The organism is Hydrogenovibrio sp. (assembly GCF_965140365.1).
Lineage (GTDB): Bacteria > Pseudomonadota > Gammaproteobacteria > Thiomicrospirales > Thiomicrospiraceae > Hydrogenovibrio.
Genome location: NZ_OZ223196.1, coordinates 1,369,562 through 1,384,547, shown reverse-complemented (window position 1 = coordinate 1,384,547; position 14,986 = coordinate 1,369,562). Strand labels below are relative to the sequence as shown.

Genomic DNA, 14,986 nt, shown 5'->3' with positions numbered 1-14,986 from the left:
CTTATGAACCACCAAAGTGAACTGGATTTGTTCGGTGCTGACTCGCCTACGGAAACAGGTTACGTGGTGGGTGTGGATGAAGTTGGTCGTGGCCCTTTAATCGGGGATGTGGTGGCCGCGGCGGTTATTTTGCCTGAAAATTGTGCTTTGCCTCTGCAAGACTCCAAGGCCTTGTCAGCTCCTAAGCGAGAACAGTTAACGGAGCAAATTAAAGCACAGGCTTTGGGTTTTTGTATTGCGCGTGCCACACCACAAGAAATTGATGAATTGAATATTTTGCATGCGACCATGTTGGCGATGAAGCGTGCCGTAGATGGCTTAATCTTACCGATTGAAAAAGTGTTGGTTGATGGAAACCGGTGTCCGAGCATTTCATACCCGTGTGAAGCCATTGTAAAAGGGGATGGAAAGATACCGGAAATCAGTGCCGCATCGATTTTGGCGAAAGTGCATCGAGATGAGCAGATGATGACACTGCACCAACGTTACCCGCAATATGGTTTTGACAGCCATAAGGGATACCCGACCAAGTTACACTTGGAGAGGATCGCCGAGTACGGTTTGATTGATGGTTATCGACGTTCTTTTAAGCCGGTTCGAAAAATACTGGATGCGATTAGTTGAATTATTGCTTACTAATGATTAAGGTTTTCAGTGACGTTCATAATGAATTTTAATTTGAGAAAACCCCGTAATTGGATTACAGTTTAAAAAAACCACTGCCACAATGGTGTTAATAAGCCATGTAGTCGGCATAAGACTTTCTAGACATTGGGATTAACCATGACAACGACGCTGGAACAGGTTGAAAAAACCGCTCAACTTAGTAAAAACAACCAGATGAGCCTAATGATTTTTCAGGTTCAATTTCCACGTGAAGGCTATGCGCCACCGTATTACGGCATGAATGTCTTTAAGGTGCGTGAGGTTTTGGAAGGGCGCGCTTTTGAGTTGTCCGAAATGCCGGATACCAATCCATTGGTAGAGGGTATGATTGAATTGCGTGGCGTTTACTTACCGGTGATTAATTTGCCTAAATGGATGGGCTTTGAAATGACCGAGGAAGAACGTGAAAAATCGATCATTATTGTGTCTGACTTCAGCCATAACTTTATCGGCATGCGTGTGGCGCATATTCATGGTGTCGAAGAAAAGGACTGGGCGGATATTAAGCCGGCCAGTAATTATAATGTCGATGTAAACACGAATCAGGTCGTTAACCATACTTATCTGGAAGGCACTGAAACCTTGTGCTTTATTTTGGATATCGAAAAACTGTTGATTGAAGCGATGCCCTCCATGGCGGAAAAAATATTTTCATCCGCGAAAGAGGTGAGCAAAAGCGAATATGATTTTTGTGATGCCATTATGTCTCGTGAGATTTTATTTGCGGAAGACAGTAAAGCAATCCAAAAGTATATGGGAATGGTTTTCGAGCAGCTTGGGTTAAAACACAAAGCCTTTGATAATGGGCGTTTGCTATTGGATTATGTCGATACGCTTGACGATATGAGTGGTGTTTCGATGATCTTTACCGATTTGGAAATGCCCGAAGCGTCAGGCCACACCGTGATTAAAGAGTTACGTGGCCATCCTAAAACGCGTGATATCCCGATTGTGGTGCATACGTCTATGACCAGTGATAACAATAGCCGTGAAGTTTTGGAAATGGGTGCGGACCATTTTGTTGGAAAGGTGGATACTCAGCTGATTGTCGATACGATTAAGAAAATCGAGGCCAAGTTTTATCGAAAAGAAGATGTTGCCTAGCACTTGAGGAGAGGTTGGGTAAACGGTAGATAATAAAAAAGGCACTGATCAGGTGCCTTTTTTAGTTTGGAACCTCGGTTAGGAGATTAACGTTGACGCGCTTTGAATCTTGGGTTCGTTTTGTTAATAACGTAAACTTTTCCGCGACGTCTTACAACTTGACAGTCCTTGTGACGTGTCTTAGCTGATTTCAAAGAAGATAAAATTTTCATTTCTAGATATCCAATTGTTTTTAAGGCCGAAGCCTAGAGTTCAAATTTGAAAGAGCGTATTGTACGTATTTTCGAAAGCCCTGTCCAGTTTTTTGTTAAAATGCTTGGGTTTTTCCAGCAAGAAGTGCGTTTCGATGTCTTTAAAATCCCAAATTGATACTTATCTCGGTGCCGACGGGCGTATTGCGCAGGCCGTCGAGGGTTATCAGGTACGGCAGGCTCAGGTTGATATGGCCGAAACCATTGCCGATATGATCGAAACGGATGGCAGCCTGTTGGCCGAAGCGGGAACCGGCACCGGAAAAACCTTCTCTTATTTGATCCCGGCGCTTTTGTCCGGGAAAAAGGTCATTGTCTCCACCGCCACCAAAACGCTGCAAGATCAGTTGTTAACTAAAGACATTCCGTTACTCATGGAGCTCTGTGGCATTACCGGCACCGCCAAAGTTTTGAAAGGGCGAGAAAACTATTTGTGTCCGCAGCGACTGGAGATTGCCGAGACCGCCGAGCAAAATACCAAAGAAGTTTGGAAGAAGTTGAATCGGATTCATGACTGGCAACTGAAAACGCGCAATGGTGATAAGTCGGAGTTGCAGTCTTTGGATGAAAACGATCCCATCTGGAGCAAGGTCTGCGCGCGCATGGAGTTTTGTCAGGCCAATGAATGCAGTGGGGATGAAGGGTGTTTTTATCCTGGCGTGAAGCAGCAAGCTCAGGATGCTCAGGTTTTGATTGTGAATCACCATTTGTTTTGTGCCGACTTGGCCTTGCGCGAACAAGGCTTTGGTGAAGTGTTGCCGGAAGCCGATATTTATGTTTTTGACGAAGCCCATCAGTTGCCGGATATCGCGGCACAGTTTCTCGGGTTCAGTGTGAGTCGTTATCAGTTAGACGAGCTGATAAGAGATGTTCGTTTGGCGTATAAAAAAGAAGCGCCGGAATCGGCGGAACTCGGTGATCAGGCTTCGGCCTTAGAAGACAAGGTGCGTGTTTTTAACGAAGCTTTGGGTAAGTGGGAAAAGCGTTGGACCTGGGAGGCCTTTGAGGCTTCAAAGGCGCCGCACAAGACTTTGGCGCATTTGCGCAACCAATTGACTCAGTTGATTGATACCCTTAAACCGTTAACCGATAAAGGCAAATTGCTCTCGGCTCTGTATAAGCGAACTCAGGAGTTTGAAAAACAAGTTGCCACCTGGTTAACGGCGTCGTCGGAAAACCAAATTCGTTGGGTGGAGTCTTCCCAGGCCCGCTTTAAGTTGAACTTAACGCCCTTGAGTGTGGCTGAACCATTCAGTCGGCAACGTGATGCGTTGGGCGGAACTTGGATTTTTACGTCGGCTACGCTCAGCGTGAACCACAGTTTTGATTATTTTGCTCAGCGATTAGGGCTGGGTGAAGCTGAAACCCGTCAGTGGGAAAGTCCGTTTGACTACGATAAGCAAGCCGTGATTTATCACCCCATTGGGCTACCGGATCCAAAAGCACCGGATTACATTAAAGTGTGTCTTCGGGCTGCCTGGCCCTTGTTGCAGGCCAGCCAAGGCTGTGCGTTTTTGCTGTTCACCAGTCATCGGGCCTTGCAGGAAGCCAAGGTCATTTTATCCGAGCACTGGGACGGTACTTTGCTGATTCAGGGGGATGGGCCGAAAACCACTCTGTTGCAGCGATTTAAAGAAAGCGATAAGGCGTTGCTATTGGGGACCAGCAGTTTTTGGGAAGGTGTGGACGTGAAAGGCGATGCTTTGAAGTTGGTGATGATTGACCGCATTCCGTTTATTCCGCCGGACGACCCCGTCGTGCAAGCCCGGGAAAACGCTTTGAAACAGAAAGGATTGAACGGTTTTTTTCACTTCCAAATCCCCGAAGCGACCATTGCTTTGAAGCAGGGGATTGGACGATTGATTCGAGACACGTCGGATTATGGGGTGTTGATGCTGTGTGATCCCCGCTTAACACAAAAGTCCTATGGACGCATTATCACCAACAGTTTTCCAAATTTTCGGTGGGTATTTAATGCCGAAGAGGCTAAGCAAAAATTAACACGGGATGAATGATATGCAGACGATTTTAGCGGTGGAAACCTCCACGCAAGCCTGTTCGGCTTGTTTGAAACAGGGTGATGAGGTTTATTTGGAATATGAGCTTGCCCCTCAGAAGCATGCCGATCGCTTATTGCCAATGGTGGATTCGGTGCTGAAACAAGCCGGAATCAGGCCTGGTCAAATTGATGCGTTAGCATTTGGAGAGGGGCCGGGCGCCTTTACCGGTATTCGAATCGCATCCGGTGTGATCCAAGGCTTGGCCTTTGCCTGGGAAAAGCCAGTGGTGTCTGTGTCCACGTTAGAAGCGTTGGCCTGGCAAGGGTATCAAGCGTCGGGGCAAACGCAATGGTGGGCCTGTTTGGATGCTCGTATGCAAGAGCTTTATTTACAGGCTTGTCGTGTTGAATCGGACCGGCTTGTTTCGGAACCGGCGCAACTGGTCTCGGAAACCAACGCCTTGACGTTGATTTCCAATTCCGGCATTTCACAAGGCGCGGGTGATATTGATAGTGTTTTTCCAAATGTGAAGGCGACGTTCAAGCATTGGGAATCGGTGTTACCGTCTGCGCAAGCCATTGCCGACATTGCGGCTCAGCGCCCGGAGCAGACGTTTGGTGTGGAAGAACAACTGCCGATGCCGGTGTATTTGCGGAATGATGTGGCGGACAAAAAATGAAACCGGCGGGTTAAAAATCACGCGCATTTTTTGAGTGTTGAAATGATGTGCCTATTTTTTAATCATCTTAGGTAACCGTTAAGACATTACTCATTTTTTTCGACTTCTTGAGAGGTTGCACACAAAATTATCCACAATTTCTGTGTATAGTTAACAGGCTCGGAGATTGATAAAATGGCAACTGAATTGAGCGAATATTAGCGAGTATCAGCGAAAGGAATCCGATGGATTCCTGTGAAAATAGAATTGGAGACCGATTTGAAAATACGTTTATCTGCCCTAGTGGTGACTGTCACACTGTTGTTTTCTTCCTGGGTGCTGGCGGCCGATATGCTGTCGCATAAATTTAAAGTCGGTGAAACGGTGTTGGTGGGCTTTCCTTCCAATAACATCAAAGACGATGCTTACATTATTGGAATCGTTCGTAAAATCACACCGAAAGGGGATTATCAGATTGCGGTGCGCGATTTTGTGGAAGGGCACGACTATGGATTGTCCTGTGTGCCGATTGCGGTGGATTCATCCGGTAATGAAACCGGCCAGTCTGGCTGGGAGCTTTGGGATAATACCAAACAGTTAACCAGCCAAGGCTTGGAGTACATCGTTCCGGCCGATAAGGTCGTGAAGCTGGCCAAAGGCAAGCTGAACTATATTGATCGTTACAATGTGTACATTACTTATTCCCGTTGGAAGTCGAACGTGCCGGTGATGTCAGTCGATCATTTGCAAAGTGCGGAAGCGGAAGCGGCTTATGCCGGTATTCCGGGCATTATCCCGGCTTTCAAAGTGGCCGAGTTGGATCGCGCCAGTTATTTCGATCCGAAAAATGGACGCCCTTTCTGGCCTCACGAATCGGTTCCGCGTTTGACAAAATTGTTCGACCATATTATTCAGGTGTTGGATCGGGATCCGGCATTAAATAAACTCTGGCGCGCCAAAAAACGCAACTGGAAAGCGATTGATTCCAATATGAAAACGTATTTCCTTGTGGATGCCATCGATAAATCCGTCAAGGATGCCGATAATTTATTGGTCGAGGATGATGTGAAAAAAGCGGATCCCGAGGCGCTGAAAAAGCTGAAGAAACAACTTCGTTACCTCGGGCAAGACGTTTGAGCTTTTATCGTTTGATTTGTTAATCCTGTCTATTTCGGGAATTGGTAGTAGGTTTCGTTCAGGTAATCGACAACTTCTTCCCGCTCGTCGTCAAACCACCCCACATTTAAGTTACTGTCACAATAAGCAACGGCTTTTTGTAGGTCAGTATAGTTATGAGGTTTCATTTTGGTCAGGCTCGGTTTGTTGTAGCCCATATCCGCATGGCATTTTGCGCAGTTGGCATCATCGTATAGGGCTTTGCCCGGATGCACGTCGGCATAGGCCAGTATCGGAGAGACCAAAAGGCCGGCTAAAAGAGTATTGCGCGCTTGTTTCATAGTGCTGCCTCCAACATTTAAGTGTGATGGTTTAAAAGGGTATGGAATACGTAACACAGGTTTCATTCTACTGAAAACCGATTTGATTCCACATAAATGTTTTTGCTTGTATATTAGATGGAATTTATATTAGAAAATGCTTATTAAAAGGTTTGGGTTTTATTAGCATCAATGTCTCAATTTCACCAGGCCTGGTGAATATTAAATGACTGAAAAGAAAGGGGCTTTTTTCGGCGACTTCGATTAAAATGCGCGCCGGACACCTTTTTGTAATAAGTCACTGCTAACAGGTGTGGGAAAAGCCCGTTAAAGACAATGACACAAAGGAATGAATATGGTCGAACAAACGTTTATCAAAGGCAAGGACGCCTGTCTGGAAGACTCCATCAACCGGATGCAGGCACAGTTGGCATCCGCCGGATTCGATATTGAAGAAGCTTCTTGGCTGAATCCAGTGCCGAATGTCTATTCGGTCCATATTCGTGATCAAAAATGTCCGGCCTTGTTTACCAACGGTAAAGGGGCGAGTCGAAAAGCCACTTTAGCCAGTGCATTGGGTGAGTTTTTTGAACGTTTGGAAACCAATTACTTCTTTTCCGATTATTATCTCGATGCCTCCCCTGAGTGGTTGTATTTTACGGACGAAAAACTTGTCGCTTGTCGCGAATTTAAATCCCTGTTACCCGAATCGCTTTGGAAAATCTACGATGCCGATGGCGAGATGGAAGGCGAGGACTTGCTCAGTTTGAACGATGCCACAGAGGGGATTCGTTGTTTGCCCATGACGGCAGCAAGTTCCGGCGAGACAATTTATTTTCCGATGAATTTATTCAGCAACCTCTACGCGAGCAATGGCTTGAGTGCCGGGAACACCTCAACAGAAGCGTTGGTTCAAGGTTTGTCGGAAGTGTTTGAGCGTTGGGTGAAACGTCGTATTTTGACCGAAAACCTGTGTTTGCCGGAGGTGCCGGAATCTGTGGTCGCGCAATACCCGAATGTGATTCGTGCGCGGGATGCGCTTCGTGCGCAAGGAATTGATGTATCGATTCGAGATGCATCGTTGGGAGGGCGTTTCCCGGTGATGAACGTGACCTTGTTTGAACAGAAAACCGGCCGTTGCTTTGCCTCTTTCGGCGCTCATCCGATTTTTGAGGTGGCGTTGGAACGAACCTTGACCGAATCGCTTCAAGGGCGCAGTTTGGACCTGCTTGACGGCTTTCAGTTGCCGGTGTTTGATGAAGCGTTGGTGGCGGACGACGAAAACATTGAAAATCATTTTATCGACTCCAGTGGCCTGATTCACGCGCGCTTTATTTCCCATCAATACGACTTCGACTTCGTCGCCTGGGATTTTGAAGGGGATACCCAAGCTCAATTCAACGACTTGGTTGCGAAAATCCATCAACAGGGTGCGGAAGTTTACTATGCCGAGTACTCGCATTTTGGCGTGCCGGCTTGCCGTATTGTCGTGCCGGGCATGTCGGAGGTCTTTCCGTTGCATGAACTGCTGGATAATAACCAAAACCGCGGTCGAGCTTTACGGGAGTTATTGGAAAGTTTAGTGCAGTCCGACGCGCCGGATCGATTTGAAACCACGTTTGATGCCGTGGAATCTCTTGGTTTTTCCGAGCATCAAGGGGTGGCCAATTTGATTGGGCTGTTACCGGATGCAAACTCTTATTGGAAAAAATTCAAAATTGTCGAATTGCAGATGTGGTTGGCTTTGGCTAACCGAGAGCATGAAACCGCCTACGATCTTCTTCAGGCCAGTCTGTATTTTGTCGACGATGCAGAAATGTTCACGTTTTACAAAGCCTTGGGCTTTGCGCTGGAAATTTTAATGGAGAACGAACTGGCGGCGTATCCGCTATCGGTACAAAAACAGCTTTTTGGTGACGCTGTGGTGGATAAGGTATGGCGTAATATTGACGGCGAAGAAGTGTTTGGCGGTTTGCCGATGGGAATGGCGGCGTTTGAGGCCAGTCAAAGCCATCAGGCATTGTTGGGGGTATATCAACGGGTTCGTACGGTTAAGGCGCAAGACTGGCAATGAAACCGTCGTAGGGTTGATGCTTTTTCAACACTTAAGCGGTTTTAAATCAACACAAAAAGTCGGAATTTGATAAAATGGCGGCCAGATTTTATCAACCGAATAATACGCAAAGGCCCGAAGTTGAAACGGGCCCAAGCTTGCCTGAGATTGAAATAGGAAGCCACAATGAAACTGGATTTTTTAGATTTTGAACAGCCGATTGCCGAATTGGAAGCCAAGATCGACGAGTTGCGTCATCTGGATGGCCAAGACATGGATTTGCTAAAAGAAGTGTCGGCACTGGAAGAGAAAAGTAAAAACCTGACGCAGTCCATTTTCAGTCGTTTGTCGGACGTTCAGGTCGCTCAAGTGGCGCGTCACCCGCAACGTCCGTATATGCTGGATTACCTGAAAGAAATCTTTACCGACTTTAAGGAAATGCACGGTGATCGTGCGTTTGCTGACGATGCGGCGATTGTCGGTGGTCTGGCGCGTATCGACGGCCAACCGGTGATGGTGATCGGTCAGGAAAAAGGCCGTGACACGAAAGAAAAAATTCATCGTAATTTCGGCATGCCGCGTCCGGAAGGGTATCGTAAAGCGCTGCGTTTGATGAAAACGGCGGAACGTTTCAATTTGCCGATTTTAACCTTTATTGACACGCCGGGCGCTTATCCGGGCATCAATGCCGAAGAACGTGGCCAATCCGAAGCCATTGCCCGTAACCTGATTGAAATGTCCGAGTTGACGGTGCCGGTGATTTGTACCGTTATCGGCGAAGGCGGTTCCGGTGGCGCGCTGGCCATCGGCGTGGGGGATGTGACCATGATGATGCAATACAGCACCTACTCGGTCATTTCGCCGGAGGGCTGTGCGTCCATTTTGTGGAAAGACGCCGCCAATGCGGCTGATGCGGCCTCGGCATTGGGGATTACCGCGCCAAGACTGAAAGAGCTTGGGTTGATTGATGTGATTATCGAAGAACCTTTGGGGGGCGCGCATCGCGACTCGAAAGCCGCGGCCTCCGCTTTGAAGCAAGCGTTGCTGAGCCAGATGGAAACCCTGTCGAAACAGCCGGTGGACGCTCTATTGGAAAACCGTTACCAGCGCTATATGCAATATGGTAACTTCGACGTGGCTTAAACGCCATTTCGAATTCGAATACCATGTCTTTTTCAAAGGTTGAGTCAGCGGTTTCCTCGCTGAGCGACCTTTATACTTCCGAATACCGTTTTTTGGTCGCCTTCAGTGGCGGACTGGATTCCAGCGTATTGTTGGATGCCTTGTCGAAACATTTTCCGGCGCATCGCTTGCAAGCCGTTTACGTTCATCATGGGTTGCAGCCCGACGCGGATGACTGGGAAATCGTTACCCGGACTTTTTGCGAAGCCCGAAACATTTCCTATCAGGCCATTCGGGTTACCGTGCCCGAGTCGTCTCGTCAAGGCATGGAATCCGTGGCTCGTCAAGTCCGCTACAAGGCGCTTTATGATGTGTTGGATGATAAGACGGTTTTATTAACGGCGCACCATCAGCGTGACCAGGCGGAAACCTTTTTATTAAGTGCGTTGCGCGGTGGAGGCTTGGCCGGTTTGGCGGCCATGCCGTTTGAAAAAACCGTCTGTCATGAAGGCAAAGTGGTGCGGCATTGCCGACCACTGTTACATATCCCTTATGACGCTTTGAAAGCCTATGCCGCGCATTATCAATTGAGCTGGGTGGAAGACCCATCCAATCAGGATGTCGCCTTAAAACGCAACTTTATTCGTCACGAGTTGTTCCCTAAAATTCACCAGGCCTGGCCAAATTGCGAACAATCGTTTGCGCAGAGCGCGCAGCATTTATCGGAAAGTCTGGGGTTGTTGGACGATTTAGCGCAATCGGATTTGCAAAACTGTATTGCCAATCACTATCAGTTGACACTGCGACCTCTTGTCGATTTAGGGATGTCGCGAGTGAAAAACGCTTTGCGCTATTGGGCCAAAACGCAGGCGCCGCAGGTAACGCTTAACGCCAAAGTGTACGATTGGGTGGAAAGCTGTTTGAACAATCACAACCCGCAGGCGCATCCGAAATTAAAGCAAGCTCAATTGACGTTCCGTGTTTATCGACAAACGCTCTATGCGTTGCCGGACGCTCTGCCGACGGATTACCGAGTTCCTTGGGCAGCATTTGATCCGGCCCAATGGTATTTTTCCGAACCCTTCGGTGTCTGTTTTGAAATTGACCAGGCCTGGCCGAAAGCGCAATTGGCATCTTGCTCGGTGCGGGCGGTGACTGAGGCGGAAGCCGAAAAGCTGGGCCCGAAAACACATTTAAAAAAATGGTTTCAACTGCATGGCGTGCCGCCTTGGGATCGAAACCGTTGGCCGGTACTGGAAATGGATGGCAAAGCGGTGGCGATACTGGGGAAGGATACGAATTCTTCTGACCGGGATTGACGCAATCAAAGATTGCTCAAGGCTTGGGGTTACGGTATAATTAGCTTCCATTCTGATTACCCAATTCCGGTGGGTGCTTTATTCCAAACAAAGCTCTCAATTTGCTGAATTAAAGTCTAAACTAAAGTGATTTCATGACAAAGTTTATATTCGTTACTGGTGGTGTTGTTTCTTCCTTAGGAAAAGGAATTGCCGCTGCTTCTCTCGGGTCGCTTCTGGAAGCCAGAGGCCTCAAAGTCAGTATGTTAAAGATGGATCCGTACATCAACGTCGATCCAGGCACCATGAGCCCGTTCCAGCATGGCGAAGTGTTTGTCACCGATGACGGTGCGGAAACCGATTTGGATTTGGGGCATTACGAGCGCTTTGTACAACGTAATTTCACCAAACGGAACAGTTTTTCGACCGGCCAAGTGTATGAAAAAGTGATTCGTAACGAGCGCCGTGGTGATTATTTAGGCGGTACGGTTCAGGTGATTCCGCACATTACCGACGAAATCAAACACCGTATCAAGCTGGCAGCGGCCGGCGCCGATGTGGCGCTGGTGGAAGTGGGCGGCACCGTTGGGGATATCGAATCCTTGCCGTTTTTGGAAGCCATCCGCCAGTTGGGTGTGGAAGTCGGTCGTGAACGCGCCATGTTTATGCACCTGACCTTGTTGCCTTATATTGCGGTGGCCGGCGAAGTGAAAACCAAACCTACCCAGCACTCGGTCAAAGAATTGCGTTCCATCGGGATTCAGCCGGATATTCTCATTTGCCGTTCCGAACGTCCGTTGGAAGAATCGGAAAAACGCAAAATTGCATTGTTCACTAATGTGGAAGAGCAGGCGGTTATTAATTCGCTGGATGCGCGTACCATTTACGAAGTGCCGAGAATGTTGCACGAGCAAGGCTTGGATGAGCTGGTTACCAATCGTTTCCGTCTGGATGTCCCTGTAGCGGATTTGTCGGATTGGGATAAAGTCGTCGATGCGCAGTTGAACCCGAAAAAATCGGTCGATATCGCGATGGTCGGAAAATACGTCGATTTGACCGAAGCTTATAAATCCTTGATTGAAGCTTTAGTACACGGCGGGATTCAGACGCTGACGCAAGTGAATATTCACTACATCGATTCGGAAGACATCGAAAAATCCGGTACCGGCGTGATTGAAGATATGGATGCTATTTTGGTTCCGGGTGGTTTCGGTGAGCGTGGTGTGGAAGGCAAAATCGAAGCCATTCGTTATGCGCGTGAAAATAAGATTCCGTATCTGGGAATTTGTCTGGGCATGCAAATGGCGGTCGTGGAATATGCCCGTCACGTTGCCGGCATGACGAATGCGCACAGCACAGAGCTGGACGCCAAGACACCGACGCCGGTGGTCGCCTTGATTACCGAATGGACCGATGAAGACGGTAAAGTAATCGAACGCGACGAGACCGTTGACTTGGGTGGTACCATGCGTTTGGGCGGCCAAGGATGTTTGTTGGCAGAAGGCACTAAAATGCAACAAATTTACGGTGATACGTTGATTCGTGAACGTCACCGCCATCGTTATGAAGTGAATGACGGTTACATCGCCAAGCTGGAAGCGGCTGGTTTAATCATTTCCGGTCGCTCAGAAGACGGTAATTTGGTGGAAACCATTGAAATTGAAGACCACCCTTGGTTTGTGGCCTGTCAGTTCCACCCGGAGTTTACCTCTACGCCACGTAACGGTCACCCGTTGTTTAAAGCGTTTGTGGAAGCGGCAAACGAACACAAAAATTCTTAATTAAGAAGGCATTGAAATGAATTTATGCGGTTTTAATGTTGGCATTGACCAACCTTTATTTTTGATCGCCGGCCCGTGTGTGATCGAGTCGGAACAGTTAGCGATTGATACAGCGGGGCAATTGAAAGAACTGACCGATTCATTAGGCATCCCATTCATTTTTAAATCGTCTTACGATAAGGCGAACCGTTCGTCCACCAAGAGTTTTCGCGGACCGGGGATTGAAGAAGGCTTGCGTATTTTACAAAAAGTAAAAGACGACATCGGTGTACCGGTTTTGACCGATGTACATGAAGACACGCCTCTGGACGAAGTGGCGTCGGTGGTGGATGTGATGCAAACCCCAGCTTTCTTGGTGCGTCAAACCAACTTTATTCAAAACGTCTGTCGCCAGGGCCTGCCGGTCAATATCAAGAAAGGCCAGTTTCAGGCTCCGTGGGATATGGTTCAAGTGGTATTGAAAGCCCGTGAAGTCGGTAACGACCAAATCATGGTCTGTGATCGCGGTACGTCGTTTGGTTACAACACCTTGATTTCCGATATGCGTGGTTTGGCCTCCATGCGCCAAACTGGCTGCCCAGTGGTGTTCGATGCAACACATTCCGTGCAACAACCGGGTGGACAAGGCACCACGTCCGGTGGACAACGTGAAATGGTACCGGTTCTGGCTCGTGCCGCCGTCGCAGCCGGGGTGTCCGGTGTCTTTATGGAAACCCATCCGGATCCTGCGAGTGCCTTGTCGGACGGCCCGAACATGTGGCCGTTAGGCAACCTCAAGCCGTTATTGGAAACCTTGAAAGCCCTTGATGATGTGGTTAAGGAAAAAGGGTTTATCGAAACCCTGTCATAGATTGGGTTTTCGGCTAAAAATACGAATTTGTCATCCGTCTGCCATATTCTGTTTCTAGAATGGGTAAGATGAACGAAAAGAATCTGAGTAAAAAAAGAAAATAGGAAAATGCATATGTCATTGATTAAAGATATCAAAGCTCGTCAAGTCATCGACTCACGTGGTAACCCTACGGTTGAAGCCGATGTCATCTTGGAAGACGGCTCAAAAGGCCGTGGTATTTCTCCGTCAGGCGCTTCGACCGGCTCCCGCGAAGCCATTGAATTGCGCGACGGCGATGCGTCGAAATTTGGCGGTAAAGGTGTTTTGAACGCGGTGAATAATATCAATACCGAAATCAAAGCCTGCTTGCTCGGTAAAGATGCCACCGACCAAGTCGCGATTGACAATGCCATGATCGAGTTGGACGGAACCGACAATAAAGCCCGCTTAGGCGCCAATGCCATTCTGGCGGTGTCGATTGCGGTGGCGCAAGCGGCGGCAAAATCCAAGGGCTTGCCATTGTATGCTTACCTGAAAACGGATGATTATAAAATGCCGGTTCCAATGATGAATATCATCAACGGTGGGGAGCATGCAGACAACTCGGTCGATTTCCAGGAATTCATGATTATGCCGGTCGGCGCACCGTCCATGTCGGAAGCCATTCGCTATGGTGCTGAAATCTTCCATGCGTTGAAAAAAGTATTGCACGATAAAGGCTACAACACGGCCGTCGGTGATGAAGGCGGTTTTGCACCGGACCTGAAATCGAATGAAGAGGCGATTCAGGTGATTCTGGAAGCCATCGAAAAAGCTGGCTACAAAGCCGGTGACGACATTATGATTGCAATGGATGCGGCGTCTTCCGAACTGTATAAAGACGGCCAATATTACCTGGCTTCGGAAAACAAAACGCTGTCTTCCAATGAAATGGTTGACTTGTTGTCCGGTTGGGTCAGCAAATACCCGATTATTTCGATTGAAGACGGTTTGGACGAGTCCGACTGGGACGGGTTCAAATATCAGACGGAAAAAGACGGCAAGCGCCTGCAGATTGTCGGGGATGACTTGTTCGTGACCAACCCGAAAATTTTAAAAGAAGGGATCGAAAAGGGCATTGCCAATTCGATTTTGATTAAGATCAATCAGATCGGTACTTTGACCGAAACTTTCCAAGCGATTCAAATGGCCAAAGACGCCGGTTACACGGCGGTGGTGTCTCACCGTTCCGGTGAAACCGAAGATACCGTCATTGCCGATATCGCTGTGGCGACTGGCGCCGGACAAATCAAAACCGGTTCCATGTCCAGAACAGACCGTATCGCGAAATACAACCAGCTGATTCGTATTGAAGAAGAACTGGGCGACAAGGCGGTTTACCCTGGAAAAGACACCTTTTATAACCTGAAATAATTCGGGTCAATCTTGAAAATCATCTACATTGCGCTCGCAATTGTTATTTTGATTCTACAGGTTCGTCTACTGTCATCGGACGGTGGCGTGGGCGAACTGATCTCCCTTCAAAAAAATCTCGATGAACTGCACGCCAAAATCGATGTGTTGGAACAAGACAATGCTTTGCTTCGTAAAGAGGTGAAAGATTTGCAATCCAGTACACAAGCGATTGAAACCATTGCCCGTCAAAAATTGGGCATGATTGGTGAGGATGAAGCCTTCATTAAGATTATCGAATTGCCGAAATCATCCCCAAAAACGCTTGAAAAACAAACCGGTATCGAAAACGGTGAGACGCCTGACGCGTCTTCGAAACCGGCTCCGTAACGC

Annotated in this window: 14 protein-coding genes; 12 read left to right on the top strand and 2 right to left on the bottom strand. The window is 48.0% G+C overall.

Translation table 11 applies throughout. The annotated features are described in order from the left end of the window. Positions 1-3: 3 nt before the first annotated feature. Positions 4-624 carry a ribonuclease HII gene (rnhB, locus tag AC0KH7_RS06695; RefSeq protein ID WP_472371868.1) on the top strand — a complete coding sequence of 207 codons (621 nt, stop codon included), beginning with the start codon at positions 4-6 and terminating at the stop codon, positions 622-624. Positions 625-783: 159 nt separating this feature from the next. Then, positions 784-1,770 (top strand): chemotaxis protein CheW, encoded by a 987-nt coding sequence (locus AC0KH7_RS06690; RefSeq protein ID WP_472371866.1) that lies wholly within the window; start codon positions 784-786, stop codon positions 1,768-1,770. 86 nt (positions 1,771-1,856) lie between these two features. Here AC0KH7_RS06690 and ykgO read toward each other — a convergent pair whose 3' ends face one another. After that, positions 1,857-1,982, bottom strand: coding sequence for a type B 50S ribosomal protein L36 (gene ykgO, locus AC0KH7_RS06685; protein WP_011370693.1), 126 nt, complete (start codon positions 1,980-1,982; stop codon positions 1,857-1,859). 134 nt (positions 1,983-2,116) lie between these two features. On the opposite strand from ykgO, the gene AC0KH7_RS06680 reads away from it, so the two are divergent. From AC0KH7_RS06680 to AC0KH7_RS06670, 3 genes are all read left to right on the top strand, one after another. Then, a complete protein-coding gene (locus AC0KH7_RS06680) occupies positions 2,117-4,036 on the top strand; it encodes an ATP-dependent DNA helicase (RefSeq protein ID WP_472371864.1) in 1,920 nt (639 codons plus the stop codon). 1 nt (position 4,037) lies between these two features. After that, positions 4,038-4,700, top strand: a complete 663-nt coding sequence (gene tsaB, locus AC0KH7_RS06675; RefSeq protein ID WP_472371862.1) for a tRNA (adenosine(37)-N6)-threonylcarbamoyltransferase complex dimerization subunit type 1 TsaB — start codon at positions 4,038-4,040, stop codon at positions 4,698-4,700. Positions 4,701-4,934: 234 nt separating this feature from the next. Continuing rightward, entirely contained in the window at positions 4,935-5,816 is an 882-nt protein-coding gene (locus tag AC0KH7_RS06670; protein WP_472371860.1) for a hypothetical protein, read from the top strand. A gap of 29 nt (positions 5,817-5,845) precedes the next feature. Here AC0KH7_RS06670 and AC0KH7_RS06665 read toward each other — a convergent pair whose 3' ends face one another. Further along, complete coding sequence (locus tag AC0KH7_RS06665) at positions 5,846-6,136, bottom strand: c-type cytochrome (protein ID WP_472371858.1); 291 nt, start codon at positions 6,134-6,136, stop codon at positions 5,846-5,848. A gap of 334 nt (positions 6,137-6,470) precedes the next feature. Between AC0KH7_RS06665 and ycaO the strand changes: the two genes are divergently transcribed. The 7 genes from ycaO to AC0KH7_RS06630 all read left to right on the top strand — a co-directional run bounded on the left by ycaO (position 6,471) and on the right by AC0KH7_RS06630 (position 14,983). Further along, positions 6,471-8,189, top strand: a complete 1,719-nt coding sequence (ycaO, locus tag AC0KH7_RS06660; protein ID WP_472371856.1) for a 30S ribosomal protein S12 methylthiotransferase accessory factor YcaO — start codon at positions 6,471-6,473, stop codon at positions 8,187-8,189. Between the two features lie 165 nt (positions 8,190-8,354). Beyond that, complete coding sequence (locus AC0KH7_RS06655; RefSeq protein ID WP_472371854.1) at positions 8,355-9,311, top strand: acetyl-CoA carboxylase carboxyltransferase subunit alpha; 957 nt, start codon at positions 8,355-8,357, stop codon at positions 9,309-9,311. Between the two features lie 23 nt (positions 9,312-9,334). Next, positions 9,335-10,609, top strand: a complete 1,275-nt coding sequence (tilS, locus tag AC0KH7_RS06650) for a tRNA lysidine(34) synthetase TilS (RefSeq protein WP_472371852.1) — start codon at positions 9,335-9,337, stop codon at positions 10,607-10,609. 134 nt (positions 10,610-10,743) lie between these two features. Next, a complete protein-coding gene (locus tag AC0KH7_RS06645) occupies positions 10,744-12,369 on the top strand; it encodes a CTP synthase (protein ID WP_472371850.1) in 1,626 nt (541 codons plus the stop codon). Positions 12,370-12,385: 16 nt separating this feature from the next. Next, positions 12,386-13,219: a 3-deoxy-8-phosphooctulonate synthase gene (kdsA, locus tag AC0KH7_RS06640; protein ID WP_472371848.1), complete on the top strand. Its 834-nt coding sequence runs from the start codon at positions 12,386-12,388 to the stop codon at positions 13,217-13,219. Between the two features lie 114 nt (positions 13,220-13,333). Continuing rightward, the gene (gene eno / locus AC0KH7_RS06635; protein ID WP_472357298.1) at positions 13,334-14,614 is read left to right on the top strand and encodes a phosphopyruvate hydratase; all 1,281 of its coding nucleotides are present in this window, start codon (positions 13,334-13,336) and stop codon (positions 14,612-14,614) included. Positions 14,615-14,626: 12 nt separating this feature from the next. Next, positions 14,627-14,983 carry an FtsB family cell division protein gene (locus AC0KH7_RS06630; RefSeq protein ID WP_472371846.1) on the top strand — a complete coding sequence of 119 codons (357 nt, stop codon included), beginning with the start codon at positions 14,627-14,629 and terminating at the stop codon, positions 14,981-14,983. Positions 14,984-14,986 lie beyond the last annotated feature (3 nt).

Bases quoted from the DNA above. Each gene is read 5' to 3' on its own strand.
- rnhB (WP_472371868.1), top strand. From the start codon at position 4: ATGAACCACCAAAGTGAACTGGATTTGTTCGGTGCTGACTCGCCTACG.
- AC0KH7_RS06690 (WP_472371866.1), top strand. From the start codon at position 784: ATGACAACGACGCTGGAACAGGTTGAAAAAACCGCTCAACTTAGTAAA.
- ykgO (WP_011370693.1), bottom strand. From the start codon at position 1,982: ATGAAAATTTTATCTTCTTTGAAATCAGCTAAGACACGTCACAAGGAC.
- AC0KH7_RS06680 (WP_472371864.1), top strand. From the start codon at position 2,117: ATGTCTTTAAAATCCCAAATTGATACTTATCTCGGTGCCGACGGGCGT.
- tsaB (WP_472371862.1), top strand. From the start codon at position 4,038: ATGCAGACGATTTTAGCGGTGGAAACCTCCACGCAAGCCTGTTCGGCT.
- AC0KH7_RS06665 (WP_472371858.1), bottom strand. From the start codon at position 6,136: ATGAAACAAGCGCGCAATACTCTTTTAGCCGGCCTTTTGGTCTCTCCG.
- ycaO (WP_472371856.1), top strand. From the start codon at position 6,471: ATGGTCGAACAAACGTTTATCAAAGGCAAGGACGCCTGTCTGGAAGAC.
- AC0KH7_RS06655 (WP_472371854.1), top strand. From the start codon at position 8,355: ATGAAACTGGATTTTTTAGATTTTGAACAGCCGATTGCCGAATTGGAA.
- tilS (WP_472371852.1), top strand. From the start codon at position 9,335: ATGTCTTTTTCAAAGGTTGAGTCAGCGGTTTCCTCGCTGAGCGACCTT.
- AC0KH7_RS06645 (WP_472371850.1), top strand. From the start codon at position 10,744: ATGACAAAGTTTATATTCGTTACTGGTGGTGTTGTTTCTTCCTTAGGA.
- kdsA (WP_472371848.1), top strand. From the start codon at position 12,386: ATGAATTTATGCGGTTTTAATGTTGGCATTGACCAACCTTTATTTTTG.
- eno (WP_472357298.1), top strand. From the start codon at position 13,334: ATGTCATTGATTAAAGATATCAAAGCTCGTCAAGTCATCGACTCACGT.